Source organism: Caulobacter sp. ErkDOM-E, assembly GCF_048541895.1.
GTDB lineage: Bacteria > Pseudomonadota > Alphaproteobacteria > Caulobacterales > Caulobacteraceae > Caulobacter.
Window position 1 is genome coordinate 1979853 of sequence record NZ_CP183331.1, and the last position, 14360, is coordinate 1994212.

A 14360-nucleotide genomic window follows, 5' to 3' on the forward strand; every position below is an offset into this window, starting at 1 on the left:
CCCGCCGTGCGGAGTAGAGACGTGCTCAAGCTTATCGCCCTCGCGGATGGTTTCGAAATCCAGGCGGCTGGCAAAACCGTGCTGCGTCATGCGCCGGCCGCGCCGTGCCTGTTCATCGGACGCGGCGAGGCCGACGTTCAAATGCAGCGCGGCAATTTCGCCATCTCTGACTATGTCAGTGAGCGGATCGCCCTGCGCTCGGCGACGCCTTCGAAGGGCGAGGGCCGTGTTCGCATCGGTTTCGCCGCGGCCAGCGGTGGCCCCGAACTGCTCGCGATCGAGGTCGTCGAGAGCGGACACATCCGTTTCATGCCCGGCGCCGAACCCATCAACCGCCTGTGGCTGCGTGTGCCCGCAGAGGTTGCCGAAAACGTCTGGGGCGGCGGCGAGCAGCTGTCCTATTTCGACATGCGCGGCCGTCATTTCCCGCTGTGGACCTCCGAGCCGGGCGTCGGTCGGGACAAGTCGACCCAGCTGACCTGGATGGCCGATCAGGCCGGCGCGGGCGGCGACTATTTCCACACCAACTATCCCCAGCCGACCTTCATCTCGTCGCGCCGCTATGCGCTGCACGTCGAGACCACGGCCTATTCGGCTTTCGATTTCCGCCATGCCGACTTCCACGAGATCGAGGTCTGGGAAGTCCCCGAGCGCATCGAGGTCTTCGCCGCCGAGACCTTCGTGGCCCTGGTCGGCGCGCTGTCCGATCGCTTTGGCCGCCAGCCGCCGCTGCCCGACTGGGTGCTGAACGGCGCCATCGTCGGCCTCAAGCAGGGCGACGAGAGCTTCGACCGTCTTCAGGCCTTCATCGCCTCGGGCGCGGCCCTGTCGGGTCTGTGGTGCGAGGACTGGGTGGGTCTGCGCATCACCTCGTTCGGCAAGCGCCTGTTCTGGGACTGGAAGTGGAACGCCGAGCGCTATCCGGGCCTGGATCGCAAGATCGGCGAACTGGCCCAGCAGGGCATCCGCTTCCTGGGCTATGTGAACCCCTATCTCTGCGTCGACGGCTCGCTGTTCCCGATCGCCGAAAAGGCTGGCTACCTCGCTTTGCGCCAGGATAGCGACGAGACCTATCTGGTCGACTTCGGCGAGTTCGACTGCGGCGTGGTCGACTTCACCAATCCCGAGGCCGCCGACTGGTTCGCCGACGCCATCATCGGCAAGGAGATGCTGGACTTCGGTCTGTCGGGCTGGATGGCCGATTTCGGCGAATACCTGCCCACCGATGTGCGCCTGGCCAACGGCGTCGACGGCATGCTGATGCACAATGCCTGGCCGACCATCTGGGCCAAGGTCAATGCCGACGCCGTTGAGCGGCGTGGCAAGACGGGCGAGGCGCTGTTCTTCATGCGGGCCGGCTATAGCGGCGTTCAACGCTATTGCCCGCTGCTGTGGGCTGGCGACCAGTCGGTGGACTTTACGCGCCACGACGGCATTGGCACGGTGGTCTGCGCTGCGCTCTCCTCGGGCCTGTTGGGCAACGCCTATCACCACAGCGATATCGGCGGTTACACCAGTTTGTTCGGCAATGTTCGGACGGCCGAACTGTTGATGCGCTGGAGCGAGATGGCGGCGTTCACGGCCGTGATGCGCTCGCACGAGGGCAACCGGCCCGATCAGAACCTGCAACTGGATCAGGACCCGCAGGTGCTGGCGCACTTCGCCCGCATGACCCAGGTCTATCGCCATCTGGCGCCCTATATCCGCGACCTGCGGGTTGAGGCGTCGGAGGAAGGGCTGCCGCTGCAACGGCCGCTCTTCCTGCACCATGAGGATGACCCCCGGACCTATACCGAGCAGACGCAGTATCTGTTCGGCCGCGATCTGCTGGTCGCACCGGTGCTGGAGGCCGGTGTGAGCGCCTGTTCGGTCTATCTGCCGACGGGCGCAGGCTGGATTCACGTCTGGTCGGGCGAGACGTTCGAAGGCGGTCAGTCAGTCGATATCGCCGCGCCGTTCGGTCAGCCGCCGGTCTTCCATCGCGCCGGCGCCGCCCAGGCCGACCTGTTCCAATCCCTGCGGAGCCTCTGATGGCCATGCCGACATTCAAGATCGACCGCAGGTTCCTGCTGATCATGCTGATCGCGGCCAGCATCCTCAACTATGCCGACCGGCAGATCATCGCGATCCTCAAGCCGATGCTGCAGGAGGATCTGAACTGGACCGACGCCGACTACGGTCACCTGGCGGCGATGTTCCAGCTCTCGGCGGCGGTGGCCTATCTGTTTGTCGGCTGGTTCATCGACCGGGTTGGTCTGAAGTTTGCCAACCCCTTCGCCGTGGGGTCCTGGAGCCTGGCGGCCATGGCCCACGCCTTCGCCCACACGGTGGGACAATTCACCCTGGCGCGGATCGCCCTGGGGGCGACCGAGGCTCTGGGCACGCCGGTCGGCATCAAGACCATCGCCACCGCCTTTGAGGCCAAGTCGCGGTCAATGGCGATCGGCATCCTCAACGCGGCGGGCAATCTGGGCGCCGTCATTACCCCGCTGTTCGTTCCGTTCCTGGCCGCCGCTGTCGGCTGGCGACATACCTTCTCGATCGTCGGCGGCCTTGGTCTGGTCTGGGTCGCCGTCTGGTTCCTGACCGGAGCCTGGAACGCCGCAGCCCTCAATGCGCCTGAGCCCGAAAAGGCTGTGGCCCCCGCCAAGGTCAAGTGGAGCGAGGTTCTCAAGGACCGGGCGACCTGGGCGATCATGGGCGCCAAGGCGCTGTTTGATCAGGTCTGGTGGTTCCTGCTGTTCTGGACGCCGGACCTGCTCCACCGGGTGTTTGGCCTCAGCATCAAGGAGTTCGCGGTCCCTCTGGCCGTAATCTATCTGATGGCCGCCAGCGGCTCGCTGATCACCGGCGCGATCGTTGGACGGCTGATCGCCTCGGGCTGGTCGGTCAATCGCGCCCGCAAGACGGTGATGCTGGTCTGCGCCCTGCTGGTGGTTCCCGTGCCGCTGGTGCTCTATGTCGACAACTACTGGCTGGCCGTCGGCCTTCTGGGCATGACCCTGGCGGCGCACCAGGGCTTCTCGGTCAATGTGTTCGGGATCATCACCGACGTCATTCCCGCCAAGCGTGTCGGCACCATCACCAGCCTGGGCGCTCTGGCGGGCAACCTCGCCGGTATGGGCGTCTTGCAACTGGCCGGCATACTCTTGACGAATGGCACCGGTTACATGCCGCTCTTCCTGATGGCCTCCTGCGCCTATCTGCTGGCGCTGCTGTGGATCCACCTGTGGCTGCCCGTCTTGCGGCTGGCCAATCCCTAGCTCTGGTCAGGTCGCGCCAAGGCGCTGCTGGATCCGGAAGGGGCGGAGTAGGGGGCACGGCTTCGCGACCTCGCGCTTTCGCTGCGATGGTTGTGGGAAGGGTCGCGGAGCGTCCGGGCCTCGCCCGGAGGATAGGATAGTTGAATACCGTTTCGACGAAGACGAACGCTCCGCGCAGCCGTTATCCGGTGAGCCCTCGGGGCGCGGGGTTTTAACCCGCTTCCGACGTTAGGCCCCCGACGGGTGGAGGGGATAGCGACCCCGTCCAGACCGCATGGGCGATTTCAGCCCATGCCTGTTGCGCATCGTGCGGGCGTCGCAAAAGGGCGTTCCCGGCGGTCCCGGTCTGGCTTCAATGCGTCCGCCCCCCGCAAGGACCGATCCGCTCCACCAGACCCTGCCGGGCCTTCGACGACGGCCGACGGACGCTTCCCGCTCGACCACCCCTGACAGCCGCAACGGTCGCCGTACGTGCGCCCTTCCCGTGCTGTCAGGTGAGATTGATTATGCGGGAGGTTTCGGCGCGTCTGATGGGCGCGATCAACTATTTTACAAGTAATTGAATTCGCTTAGGTCTACTCTGGGAAGTGCGGGGATACAGTTCGGCCAATCCCCATAACTCCCGTCATTCCCGCCCTTGTGGCGGGAACCCCTCTGTCCACCGCAGGTGCGGGAGGGGCGAAGTGCGCGCGCACTTCGCTGGCGCTTCACGTGTGAGTTGAAACAGGGGTTCCCGCCACAAGGGCGGGAATGACGGTGATCTATTGGATTGGCGTCCCGCCCCCCGTCGCGCCGAAGGGAGCCATCCTTAAATCTCACGGCAAGACGATCCCCGTTCTCGCTCCACAAACTCTTGTCATCCCGGGCGGCGAAGCCGACCCGGGACCTAGGGGCCGCCGCACTGCTGTCGCCCCTGGGTCCCGGCGCTCCGCTGCGCTACGGCCGGGATGACAAGCGGTTGTAGTCTGTGGGGGAGTGGGGGCATCCACTTTGGGGCGCTTCGGGGGGGGCTTTTGAAGCGTTGCGAACCCCCTCCAAGCGGGCCTAGGATTCGTCCCATGACGGGTACGGTCGGTAGTTGGTATGTCAGGCGCACAGCGGAGGCGGCGGTCTTTGCGGTTGTCGTGTCCATCGACAGTTGGCCCAACGACGACAGTTTAGCCTCAACTCTGCGGTTCGTAGCAGTATCAATGGCTACCTACGGGCTTGCGCTCTTGTACCTACCGCTGTCGGGTTTGATTTGGCTCTTCGCATGGCGAGGCGCCACTCATAACAAAGCGCTGACAGACTCGATCCTGTTCTTTGTTCACGGGTGGGTCGCGATTAGCATTCTGTACAATGGCCCCTGGCTTATCGCTCGACCTTTGGACTTGGAAAACTCCCTGATCGTGGGATGGCTCGCCGTTGGTGGGCTGCATCTCACGCTGCTTGCCCTAACCGTCTGCGGTGCTCGCCGCCGCAGGATATGAACGCTCGCCTCCACCCTAGGCAGACGCCCGCCAAGCCATCCTCCGCCCGCCTTCCCCATCAGGGGGAGGAATCCCGGCCCCGCTGTGCTACACGCAGCCGCAATGACTGACACAACACCTCAAAAGACCACCCGCGCCGGTTTCGCCGCGATCATCGGCGCGCCCAATGCCGGCAAGTCCACCCTGGTCAACCGCATGGTCGGGGCCAAGGTCTCGATCGTCACCCAGAAGGTGCAGACGACGCGCTTTCCGGTGCGCGGCGTGGCCATGCACGGCGACGCCCAGATCATCCTGGTCGACACCCCCGGCATCTTCAGCCCGCGCCGCCGTCTGGACCGCGCCATGGTCCGCTCCGCCTGGAACGGCTCGGAACAGGCCGAGGTCACCGTCCACCTGATCGACGTCCAGGCCGAGCTGGCCTCGAACGAGAACAAGGCCACGCCCGCCGAGCACCGCTCGGTGCAGGACGTCCAGACCATCATCGAAGGCCTGAAGACGGCCAATCGTCAGGTGATCCTGGCGCTCAACAAGATCGACGGCGTCAAGCGCGACACCCTGCTGAAGGTCACGCAGGAGCTGTTCGATACCGGCGTCTATTCCGAGGTCTTCATGATCAGCGCCGCCACCGGCGCGGGCGTCGACGACCTGCTGGAGCGTCTGGCCTCCGCCATGCCGGAAAGCCCGTGGTTGTATCCGGAAGACCAGACCGCCGACCTGCCGGCCCGCCTGCTGGCCGCCGAGATCACTCGCGAGAAGATCTATCTGCGCGTCCACGAGGAGCTGCCCTACGCCGCTTCAGTGGAAACGACCGCCTTCGAGGAACGCGCCGACGGCAGCGCCCGCATCGAGCAGACCATCTATGTCGAACGCGACGGCCAGCGCGCCATCGTGCTGGGCAAGGGCGGCCAGACCCTGAAATGGATCGGCCAGGCCTCGCGCGAGGAGCTGTGCGACATCCTGGACCGCAAGGTGCACCTGTTCCTGCACGTGAAGGTCAAGGAAAACTGGGCCGAGGAACGCGGCCTGTTCAGTTCCATGGGCCTGGACTTCGACGTCTGACAAGCCACCGCGCCGCCCTGACAGCGGCGCGGCTCTTGACTTGATCGCTGGCAGGCTGTCCTAACGGGTGAGAACATACCGGGAATATCGCCCCCAGTGAGCCAGATCCAAAACGCCTTTGCCCCGGCCGCTCCGGCGGTCGACCTTGACGCCTATTTCGCGCGGATCGGCTATGAGGGCCCGCGCGAGCCGACCCTGGCCGTGCTGCGCGCCATCACCCGGAAGCACCCGGACGCCATCCCGTTCGAGAACCTGGACGTGCTGCTGGGGCGGGGGATTTCGATCGATCCGGCGACCATCGACGCCAAGCTGATCGCAGCCGGGCGGGGCGGCTATTGCTATGAGCAGAACGGCTTGCTCAAGCGGGTGCTGACCGCCGTCGGCTTCAACGTCGAGGGTCTGATGGCCCGGGTGTTGTGGATGGCGCCGGTCGGCGCGCCGCCCCGGCCGCGCTCGCACATGGTGCTGGGCGTGGCGATCGACGGCGAGACCTGGCTGGCTGACGCCGGCTTTGGCGGCTGCGTGCTGACCGCGCCGTTGCGCCTGTTTTCCGACGAGGTTCAGGACAGCCCCAACGGCCAGCTCCGCATCGTCGACGCCGGCCACGACGGCGTGGCCGAGCGGCAGGTTCAGGCCAATCTGTCGGGCAACTGGGCGCCGCTCTACCAGGTGGCCAAGGGGGCCTGGGCCGATGTCGACTACGAACAGGTCAACTACTTCACCTACACCCATCCCTCTTCGCACTTCACCTGGAGCATGACGGTGGGGCGCACGACGCCGACCGCGCGCTACGCCCTGAAGAACAACCGCCTGACCCATCGCGACGCCACCGGCGCCCTGGTCGAGCAGCGCGACCTGACCGTCGACGAGCTGGAAGCCACCCTGCGCGACGTGATCGGCCTGCCGGTCGAGGCCGACTGGCGGCCGGTGCTGGAAAAGGTCGTGGCGTGGGGGACGCAGGCCTAGATGGAATGGGAAGACGAGGCCCTGGTGCTGTCGGCTCGCATCCATGGCGAGACCGGCGCCATCGTCGAGCTGCTGACCGAGCAGCACGGCAAGTTCGCAGCCCATGTGGCGGGCGCGGCCTCGCGGCGGATGAAGCCGTTCCTGCAGCCAGGCTCGCGGGTGATCGCCCGCTATCGGGCCCGGATGTCCGACCAGCTGGGCGCGGCGACTCTGGAGCCGATGGGCGAGGGGGTGGCGTCGCTGTTCGACGATCCGCTGGCCCTGGCCGGTCTGTCGTCGGCCGCCTCGCTGGCCGCCGGCGCCTTGCCCGAGCGCGAGGCCCATCCCGGGGCCTTCCATGCGCTGGAGGCCCTGATCGGCGTGCTGCAGATCCCCGACATCTGGCCGGCGGTCTACGTTCGCTATGAGGCCGGGCTGCTGCAGGAGCTGGGCTTTGGCCTGGACCTGTCCAAGTGCGCGGCCACCGGCAGCTTCGATGACCTGATCTATGTCAGCCCCCGCACCGGCCGGGCGGTCAGCCGCGCGGCGGGCGAGCCCTACAAGGACAAGCTGTTGCCGCTGCCGCCGTTCCTGCTGTCGGCCCAGGGCGGTCTGGCGGAGGGGGACGTGAAGGCGGGGCTGGACATCACTGGCCACTTTCTGGAGCAGTTCGTGTTTGGCCCCCTGAACCGGCCGCTGCCGCCGACCCGGACATGGCTGCTGGATCGGCTGGGCGAGGCGGGGCGGCTCTAGGGACGCGCCTCGGTGTCTTCCAACTGTTATAGTGTTACACTATTCAGGCGTGATCAGCGTGGAGTCCCGGATGTCTGTTTTGCTGGATCGCTATCTGTTGTCGCGCCGCCGCGCGCTGAGCGCGTTCGGGGGGCTTGCGGTGTCGGCGCTGTCGATCCCGCTGATCAGCGGCCGGGCCTTGGCCCAGCCGGTCTATTCGATCTATCCCTTCCAGCTGGGCGTCGCCTCGGGCGATCCGCAGCCGGACGGTTTCGTGATCTGGACGCGTCTGGCGCCGGAACCGCTGGAGATCGGCCACGGCATGCCCGCCCAGCCTGTGGAAGTGTCGTGGGAAGTCGCCGCCGACGCCGGCTTCAGGACCGTGGTCGCCAAGGGCGTCGCGGTGGCCATGCCCGAACTGGCCCACGCAGTCCACGTCGAGGTCGGTGGCCTGGAGGCGGGCCGTGACTACTGGTACCGCTTTGTGGCGGGCAAGGAGCGCAGCCTGACGGGTCGGGCGCGCACGACGCCGGCCCTGGGCGCGACCGTGGATCGCGTGCGTTTCGCCATCGCCGGCTGCCAGCAGTACGAGCAGGGCTATTATACCGCCCACCGCCGTCTGGCCGAGGACAATCCCGACTTCGTGTTCTGCTACGGCGACTACATCTATGAGGCTCGCGGCAGCCGCGTCTGGAACGGTCCCCGGGGCCCGGTCGAGAACGTGCGCCAGCATTTCGGTGGCGAGCTCTACAGCCTCGACGACTATCGCCGCCGCTATGCCCAGTACAAGATGGACACCGACCTCCAGGCCGCCCACGCCGCCGCGCCGTGGTTCGTGGTCTGGGACGATCACGAGATCGACAACAACTGGGTCGCTGACCTGGACCAGGACGGCGTCGACCCGAAGGTCTTCAACCTGCGTCGTCAGGCGGCGGTCCAGGCCTATTTCGAGAACATGCCGCTGCGCCCCAGCAGCTTTCCCGTCGGAACCACGATCCAGCTGTACCGCCGCGCCAGCTTTGGCGGCCTGATGGACCTGAACCTGCTCGACACCCGGCAGTTCCGCACCAATCAGCCCTGCGGCGACAAGTTCGGGACCTGCGCCGAGATCGAGGCCGCCAAGGCCGAGGTGCTGGGCCTGAAGCAGGAAAAGTGGCTGCTCGACGGCCTTTCGGCGTCGAAGGCGCGCTGGAACGTGCTGGCCCAGCAGATCATGGTCATGGACCTGGACCGCGATCCGGGCGCGGGCTCGGCCGTCAATCCGGATTCCTGGGCGGGCTATCGCTCGCCGCGCAACCGCCTGCTGCAGCAGATCCGCGACCGCAGGATCGCCAATCCGATCGTGCTGACCGGCGACGAGCACCAGAACTATGCCGGCGAGCTGCATCTTGACGGCGCCCATCCCGAGGGCGCGCCGATCGGGACCGAGTTTGTCATCACCTCGATCTCGTCCAGCGGCGACGGCGTCGACCAGCGGGATGACATGGTCAAGATCCAGGCCGCCAATCCGCAGCTGAAGTTCAACAACGCCCAGCGCGGCTATGCCATCTGTGACGTCACGCCGGAGCGCTGGACGACCGAGTTCAAGGTGCTGGACGCCATTACCCGCCGCGACGGCAAGCTGACCACGCGCGCCAAGCTGGCGGTCGAAGCCGGAAATCCGCGTCTCGCGACCGTCTAGGCTGTCGACTGGGGGAAGGCCTCGGCGCTACTTCTCGTTGGCCGAGATGGCGGACATTGTCCGCAGATCCCACTGCGGCCGGGATTTCTCCGACGGCTCGCGAATGCCGGCCTCGATCTGGAATTGCCTGAGCGCGGCCAGCGTCTCGGGCGTCGAGACATAGACCTTCTGCTGAGCATCATAGATGAGCGGGGCTTCGGGCATGGTGACGCCCTGTTCGCTGAGCGAGGCGACGCTCTGGTCGACGACCACGGCCGCCATCGCCTTGGCTTCGTCCTGCTGTCCGGCCTGTCGGAGGTAAACCGACAGATCATAGGCGGCGGCGCGCGCCGCGCTGGTGTCTCCCGCATCCAGAGCGGCCTGCAGGGCGTCCCGCCGCGGGGCGATGGACGCCGGAAAGCTCTGGGTCAGGGCGCTGCTGATGCTGCTCGTCACGCCATTCTGGCGCACGGGAATGTTCACCGGTGAGGACACGCACTTCAGCCATTCGCCAGAACCGGCGAAGAACGAGCTGTTCGGCTTGGCCCGGAACTCGATCCGGTCGTCGCATTTCTGGTCGTAGAGGGTCCGCTCGCCGTTGGCGTCGGTTTCAACGGCGGCGGTTTGAAGGACACCGTCCTTGCGGATGAAGATCTTGCTTGGCACGGCCTTGCCGCTGGGGCCGCGCACCCGGATGGCAATGGTTTCGACGGTTTGCGCCGCGACCATGGCCGGGACAAGGGCGAGACTAAGCGTTGCGGGCAGAAGGTTTCGCATCGTCTGATGATCCTTCGGGCTGGGGTTTTGGCGTCAGCAAGCCGTGGGCGAGCCAGGCTGCGAAGCTGACCAGAAACAGGCTCATCACGGTCAGCACGATGAGATAGTAGCGATGAAAGAACCACGCGACCGGATGGCTGGCGGGGAGCATGTAGATGGCCTCAGGCTTGGCGCTGTTGGGGTTCAGCATCAGATGAACCGGATCATCATTCAGCGTCTTGGCGACGACCCGGATCGAGCCGCCGGGGGGCAGTGACACGAGGAACTCCACGGAAAACCGCGACGGATTGAGGAAGCCATTGGCTCCGTCCGGAGACTCGCCTGCGTCGTAGGCCGACCCTGTGGGCGGCATGCTGACGAACTTGTTTTCGCCCGACAGACACTCGCGCCCGGCGCCGCAGCCCAGCGTGAAACGAACCGGCCCGATCGGCTGGGTCTTGGAGAGATTGGTGACCGTGCCCACGACAGTCGAGCCCTTCCGATCGGCCGCATAGGTCGCCACCAGGGAGTCCTGCATGCCGCCGTGGAGTGTGGCGAACGCCCAGCCCAGAGCCGAAATCAGCAAGGCGATCGCATACGGCGCCTTGTCGCTCGAGAACGGATTCATCGGTAGTCCCCAGCCGATTTGCAACGTCAACGATAACGCTGTTCTCCCATCTTGCGCAACATCCGCCACCCGTGGTGCGTCACGGCGCGCCAAAGACGTCGAATCGCCCGCCCGACATCTGCTAGGATGCGAGCCCGGTAACGATTCCTCCTCATGAACAAACCTGTCCTTCCCCCCGGCGGTCCTGGCGACGGCGACCGCATCCTTGACGAGCCGCTGACAGAAGCCCTGTCGCGCCGCTATCTGGCCTATGCCCTGTCGACGATCAGTTCGCGGGCCCTGCCGGACGTGCGTGACGGCCTCAAGCCCGTCCACCGTCGCGTGCTGTACGCGATGAACAACATGCGCCTGAACCCCGAGGCCGCCGCGCGCAAGTGCGCCAAGGTGGTCGGCGAGGTGATGGGTAACTTCCACCCGCACGGCGACCAGTCGATCTATGACGCCCTGGTGCGCCTGGCTCAGGACTTCGCCCAGCGCATCCCGCTGGTCGAGGGTCAGGGCAATTTCGGCAATATCGACGGCGATAACGCCGCGGCCATGCGTTACACCGAATGCCGCATGACCACGGCGGCGACGCTGCTGCTGGACGGCATCGACGAGGACGCGGTCGATTTCCGGCCCACCTATGACGGCCAGGACGAGGAACCGGTGGTTCTGCCGTCGGGCTTCCCCAACCTGCTGGCCAACGGCTCGTCGGGCATCGCGGTCGGCATGGCCACCTCGATCCCGCCGCACAACGCCGCCGAGCTGATCGACGGCTGCCTGCTGCTGCTCAGCCGGCCCGAGGCGACGACGGCTGATCTGCTGGAACGCATCCCCGGTCCCGATTTCCCGACCGGCGGCATCATCGTCGAACCGCGCGAGAGCTTGCTGGAAACCTACGAGACCGGCCGCGGCGGCGTTCGTGTTCGCGCCAAGTGGGAGAAGGAAGACACCGGTCGCGGCACCTACCAGATCGTCGTCACCGAGATTCCATATCAGGTAAAGAAGTCGGATCTGGTCGAGCAGCTGGCCGACCTGATCGAGAGCAAGAAGGCGGCCCTGCTGGGCGACGTCCGCGACGAGAGCGCCGAGGACATCCGGCTGATTCTTGAGCCCAAGACCAGGAACGTCGAGCCCGAAGTGCTGATGGAGAGCCTGTTCAAGCTCTCGGCGCTGGAAAGCCGCTTCCCGGTCAATATGAACGTGCTGGACGCGCGCGGCACGCCGGGCGTGATGGGCCTGAAGGCGGCGCTGATGGCGTTCCTGGCCCACCGCCGCGAGGTGCTGACCCGCCGGGCCAAGCATCGCCTGTCCAAGATCGAAGCCCGTCTGCACATTTTGGACGGCCTGCTGATCGCCTACCTCAATCTGGACGAGGTGATCCGCATCGTCCGTTACGAGGACGAGCCCAAGCAGAAGCTGATCTCGACCTTTGCGCTGTCGGACCTCCAGGCCGACGCCATCCTCAACACCCGCCTGCGCCAATTGGCCAAGCTGGAAGAGATGGAGATCCGTCGCGAGCACGCGCAGCTGATGGAAGAGCGCGACGGCATCCTGGCCATGCTGGCCAGCGACGAGAAGCAGTGGACGCTGGTGGGGACGGGCCTGCGCGACGTGCGCGCCACCCTGCTGAAGATCAAGCACCCGCTGGACAAGCCTCGCCAGAACGGGATCGTCGGCCGTTCGATCTTCGCCGAGGCACCGTTCGTCGACGCCGAGGCGGCCATCGAGGCGATGATCGTCCGTGAACCGATCACCATCATCCTGTCGGAGCGCGGCTGGATCCGCGCCGCCAAGGGCAAGGTGGAGGATCCGTCTGAACTGAAGTTCAAGGAAGGCGACAAGCTGGGCTTCCTGGTCCCGGCCGAGACCACCGACAAGCTGCTGATCTTCTCCAGCGACGGCCGCTTCTTCACGATCGGCTGCGACAAGCTGCCCGGCGCCCGAGGCCATGGCGAGCCGCTGCGGATGATGATCGAGCTGGACGACAAGGTGAAGATCCTCGACGTCTTCCCGTTCAAGGCCGGCCGCAAACGCATTTTGGCCTCCAAGCTTGGCTATGGCTTCCTGATGCCCGAGGAAGAAGCGCTCGCAAATCGCAAGGCCGGCAAGCAGGTCCTGACCGTCGACGCCGCCGGCGCGGCCTTCTGTCTGGAAGCCGTCGGCGACCAGCTGGGCGTGATCGGCGACAACGGCAAGATCCTGATCTTCCCGCTCGAGGAACTGCCGGAAATGCCGCGCGGCAAGGGCGTCAAGCTGCAGGCCTATCGCGAGGGCGGACTGCGCGACGCGCTGTCGTTCAACGCCGAGACCGGCGGCTACTGGATCGACTCCGCGGGCCGTCGCCGCGACTGGACCGACTGGACCACCTTCGTCGGCCGCCGGGCCAGCGCCGGCAAGCTGGCGCCCAAGGGCTTCCCGACCTCCAAGCGGTTCAAGCCCAAATGACCGGCTTGCGGCTGAGACGAAAGGCGATCGCTTTTGTCGCCGGCCTGCTTGGCTGCGCCGCCGCTGTGGGAGTGGCCTCGGCTGCGGCGCTGCCGGGCGTCAAGCCCGAGGCGGTGGGCTTTTCCTCGCCCAAGCTGAAGAAGCTGGACGAGGCCATGCAGGTCATGGTCGACACGGGGCAGGTCGCGGGGGCCGTGACGCTCCTGGCCCGCCACGGCCAGATCGTTTCGAGCTCGAGCTTCGGCAAGCGCGGCCTGGAAACGGGCGAAGCCATGCCCGCCGACGCCATCTTTCGCATCCGTTCGGAGACCAAGCCGGTCACCGGCGTGGCGATGCTGATCCTCTATGACGAGGGCAAGTGGAAGCTGGACGATCCGGTCAGCAAGTACGTCCCGGAGTTCGCCAATCTGCGCGTCGCCAAGATGGACGCCGAGGGCCGCCCGGTCCTGACGCCGATTTCGCGCCCGCCCACCATGCGCGAGTTGATGACCCATACGGCGGGTTTCGCCTATGGCATCGCCGACGATCCTTCCAGCCCTGCCGACCAGGCCTATTACAAGGCCAACGTGCTGCAGTCGGGTTCGCTGGGCGAACTGGTCGCGAAGGTCTCGACCCTGCCGATGTACGCCGAGCCAGGCGCCCTGTGGCGCTACAGCGTGGCTGCCGACATTCAGGGCTATATCGTTGAAAAACTGTCGGGCCAGTCGCTGCCGGTGTTCATGCAGGAGCGTATCTTTGCGCCGCTGGGCATGGCCGACACCGCCTTCTACGTGCCGCAGGAGAAGGTCGGACGTCTGGCGGCGCTGTATGACGCCGACGCGACGGGCAAGCTGATCCCGGCTGTCGAAGGGCCCTGGCGCGATGTCACCAAGCCGCCGGCGGCCCCGTCGGGCGGCGGCGGCCTGGTTTCAACCGCCCATGACTTCGCGCGGTTCGCCCAGATGATCCTCAATGCCGGGGATCTCGACGGCGTTCGCATCCTGCAGCCCGAGACGGTCGCCCTGATGCGTCTGAACCAGCTGCCGGCCAGTTTCACCGTCACCACCAATGGCACCACCGGGGTTCTGCAGCCCAGTCAGAAGCCGTTCCCCTTCGCCGCCGGCATGGGTTATGGCCTCGATGTCGCCGTGGCCGTGGATCCGGCGGCCTCGGGCGCGCCCGTTGGGGCGGGCACGATCAGCTGGGGCGGCAGCGCCGGCACCTGGTTCTGGATCGACCCGACCAACGACCTGTTCTTCATCGGCATGATCCAGCGCCTGGGCGGGGTGGGGCCGGGCCTGGACGCCACAACGCGGACTCTGGTCTATCAGGCGCTGGAAAAGCCGGACCTGTAAGGTCGGTGCGCCTTCCGCTTGGCGTCTGGGTGGCTCGTTCAAACAGCCGTTTGCATTGGCGCCCTGATCCCGGCATGGTCTCCC

Annotated in this window: 11 protein-coding genes and 2 pseudogenes; 10 read left to right on the top strand and 3 right to left on the bottom strand. The window is 66.1% G+C overall.

What is annotated here, in order from left to right:
• The first annotated feature begins 21 nt into the window (after window positions 1-21).
• The 3 genes and pseudogenes from ACN2C7_RS09655 to ACN2C7_RS09665 all read left to right on the top strand — a co-directional run.
• Window positions 22-2031, top strand: a complete 2010-nt coding sequence (locus tag ACN2C7_RS09655) for an alpha-glucosidase (protein WP_419321301.1) — start codon at window positions 22-24, stop codon at window positions 2029-2031.
• The gene (locus ACN2C7_RS09660; protein WP_419321302.1) at window positions 2031-3263 is read left to right on the top strand and encodes an MFS transporter; all 1233 of its coding nucleotides are present in this window, start codon (window positions 2031-2033) and stop codon (window positions 3261-3263) included. Before ACN2C7_RS09655 ends, ACN2C7_RS09660 begins: the two co-directional genes overlap by 1 nt.
• A gap of 619 nt (window positions 3264-3882) precedes the next feature.
• Window positions 3883-4017 (top strand): annotated as a pseudogene (locus ACN2C7_RS09665) (hypothetical protein); the annotation flags it as partial.
• 86 nt (window positions 4018-4103) lie between these two features.
• On the opposite strand, the pseudogene ACN2C7_RS09670 reads toward ACN2C7_RS09665, so the two are convergent.
• Window positions 4104-4252: pseudogene (locus tag ACN2C7_RS09670) on the bottom strand (hypothetical protein); the annotation flags it as partial.
• A 69-nt stretch (window positions 4253-4321) separates the two neighbouring features.
• Between ACN2C7_RS09670 and ACN2C7_RS09675 the strand changes: the two are divergent.
• The 5 genes from ACN2C7_RS09675 (at window position 4322) to ACN2C7_RS09695 (ending at window position 9149) form a co-directional block, all read left to right on the top strand.
• Window positions 4322-4732 (top strand): hypothetical protein, encoded by a 411-nt coding sequence (locus tag ACN2C7_RS09675; protein ID WP_419321303.1) that lies wholly within the window; start codon window positions 4322-4324, stop codon window positions 4730-4732.
• Between the two features lie 102 nt (window positions 4733-4834).
• On the top strand, window positions 4835-5791 hold the full coding sequence (gene era / locus ACN2C7_RS09680) for a GTPase Era (RefSeq protein WP_419321304.1): 957 nt from the start codon (window positions 4835-4837) through the stop codon (window positions 5789-5791).
• A gap of 105 nt (window positions 5792-5896) precedes the next feature.
• On the top strand, window positions 5897-6757 hold the full coding sequence (locus ACN2C7_RS09685) for an arylamine N-acetyltransferase family protein (protein ID WP_419321450.1): 861 nt from the start codon (window positions 5897-5899) through the stop codon (window positions 6755-6757).
• Window positions 6758-7489 (top strand): DNA repair protein RecO, encoded by a 732-nt coding sequence (recO, locus tag ACN2C7_RS09690; RefSeq protein WP_419321305.1) that lies wholly within the window; start codon window positions 6758-6760, stop codon window positions 7487-7489.
• A gap of 70 nt (window positions 7490-7559) precedes the next feature.
• Entirely contained in the window at window positions 7560-9149 is a 1590-nt protein-coding gene (locus ACN2C7_RS09695; RefSeq protein WP_419321306.1) for an alkaline phosphatase D family protein, read from the top strand.
• Window positions 9150-9176: 27 nt separating this feature from the next.
• On the opposite strand, the gene ACN2C7_RS09700 is transcribed toward ACN2C7_RS09695, so the two are convergent.
• Together ACN2C7_RS09700 and ACN2C7_RS09705 are read right to left on the bottom strand one after the other, a co-directional pair.
• Window positions 9177-9905 carry a hypothetical protein gene (locus ACN2C7_RS09700; RefSeq protein ID WP_419321307.1) on the bottom strand — a complete coding sequence of 243 codons (729 nt, stop codon included), beginning with the start codon at window positions 9903-9905 and terminating at the stop codon, window positions 9177-9179.
• Window positions 9877-10512: a hypothetical protein gene (locus ACN2C7_RS09705; protein WP_419321309.1), complete on the bottom strand. Its 636-nt coding sequence runs from the start codon at window positions 10510-10512 to the stop codon at window positions 9877-9879. The genes ACN2C7_RS09700 and ACN2C7_RS09705 overlap by 29 nt, the downstream gene beginning before the upstream one ends.
• 153 nt (window positions 10513-10665) lie before the next feature.
• On the opposite strand from ACN2C7_RS09705, the gene parC reads away from it, so the two are divergent.
• Together parC and ACN2C7_RS09715 are read left to right on the top strand one after the other, a co-directional pair.
• Entirely contained in the window at window positions 10666-12942 is a 2277-nt protein-coding gene (gene parC / locus ACN2C7_RS09710) for a DNA topoisomerase IV subunit A (protein ID WP_419321310.1), read from the top strand.
• Window positions 12939-14276: a serine hydrolase domain-containing protein gene (locus tag ACN2C7_RS09715; protein WP_419321311.1), complete on the top strand. Its 1338-nt coding sequence runs from the start codon at window positions 12939-12941 to the stop codon at window positions 14274-14276. Before parC ends, ACN2C7_RS09715 begins: the two co-directional genes overlap by 4 nt.
• Window positions 14277-14360: the final 84 nt, after the last annotated feature.

Coding starts and splice junctions, on each gene's coding strand:
- ACN2C7_RS09660 (WP_419321302.1), top strand. CDS start 2,031: ATGGCCATGCCGACATTCAAGATCGACCGCAGGTTCCTGCTGATCATG.
- ACN2C7_RS09675 (WP_419321303.1), top strand. CDS start 4,322: ATGACGGGTACGGTCGGTAGTTGGTATGTCAGGCGCACAGCGGAGGCG.
- era (WP_419321304.1), top strand. CDS start 4,835: ATGACTGACACAACACCTCAAAAGACCACCCGCGCCGGTTTCGCCGCG.
- recO (WP_419321305.1), top strand. CDS start 6,758: ATGGAATGGGAAGACGAGGCCCTGGTGCTGTCGGCTCGCATCCATGGC.
- ACN2C7_RS09695 (WP_419321306.1), top strand. CDS start 7,560: ATGTCTGTTTTGCTGGATCGCTATCTGTTGTCGCGCCGCCGCGCGCTG.
- ACN2C7_RS09700 (WP_419321307.1), bottom strand. CDS start 9,905: ATGCGAAACCTTCTGCCCGCAACGCTTAGTCTCGCCCTTGTCCCGGCC.
- ACN2C7_RS09705 (WP_419321309.1), bottom strand. CDS start 10,512: ATGAATCCGTTCTCGAGCGACAAGGCGCCGTATGCGATCGCCTTGCTG.
- parC (WP_419321310.1), top strand. CDS start 10,666: ATGAACAAACCTGTCCTTCCCCCCGGCGGTCCTGGCGACGGCGACCGC.
- ACN2C7_RS09715 (WP_419321311.1), top strand. CDS start 12,939: ATGACCGGCTTGCGGCTGAGACGAAAGGCGATCGCTTTTGTCGCCGGC.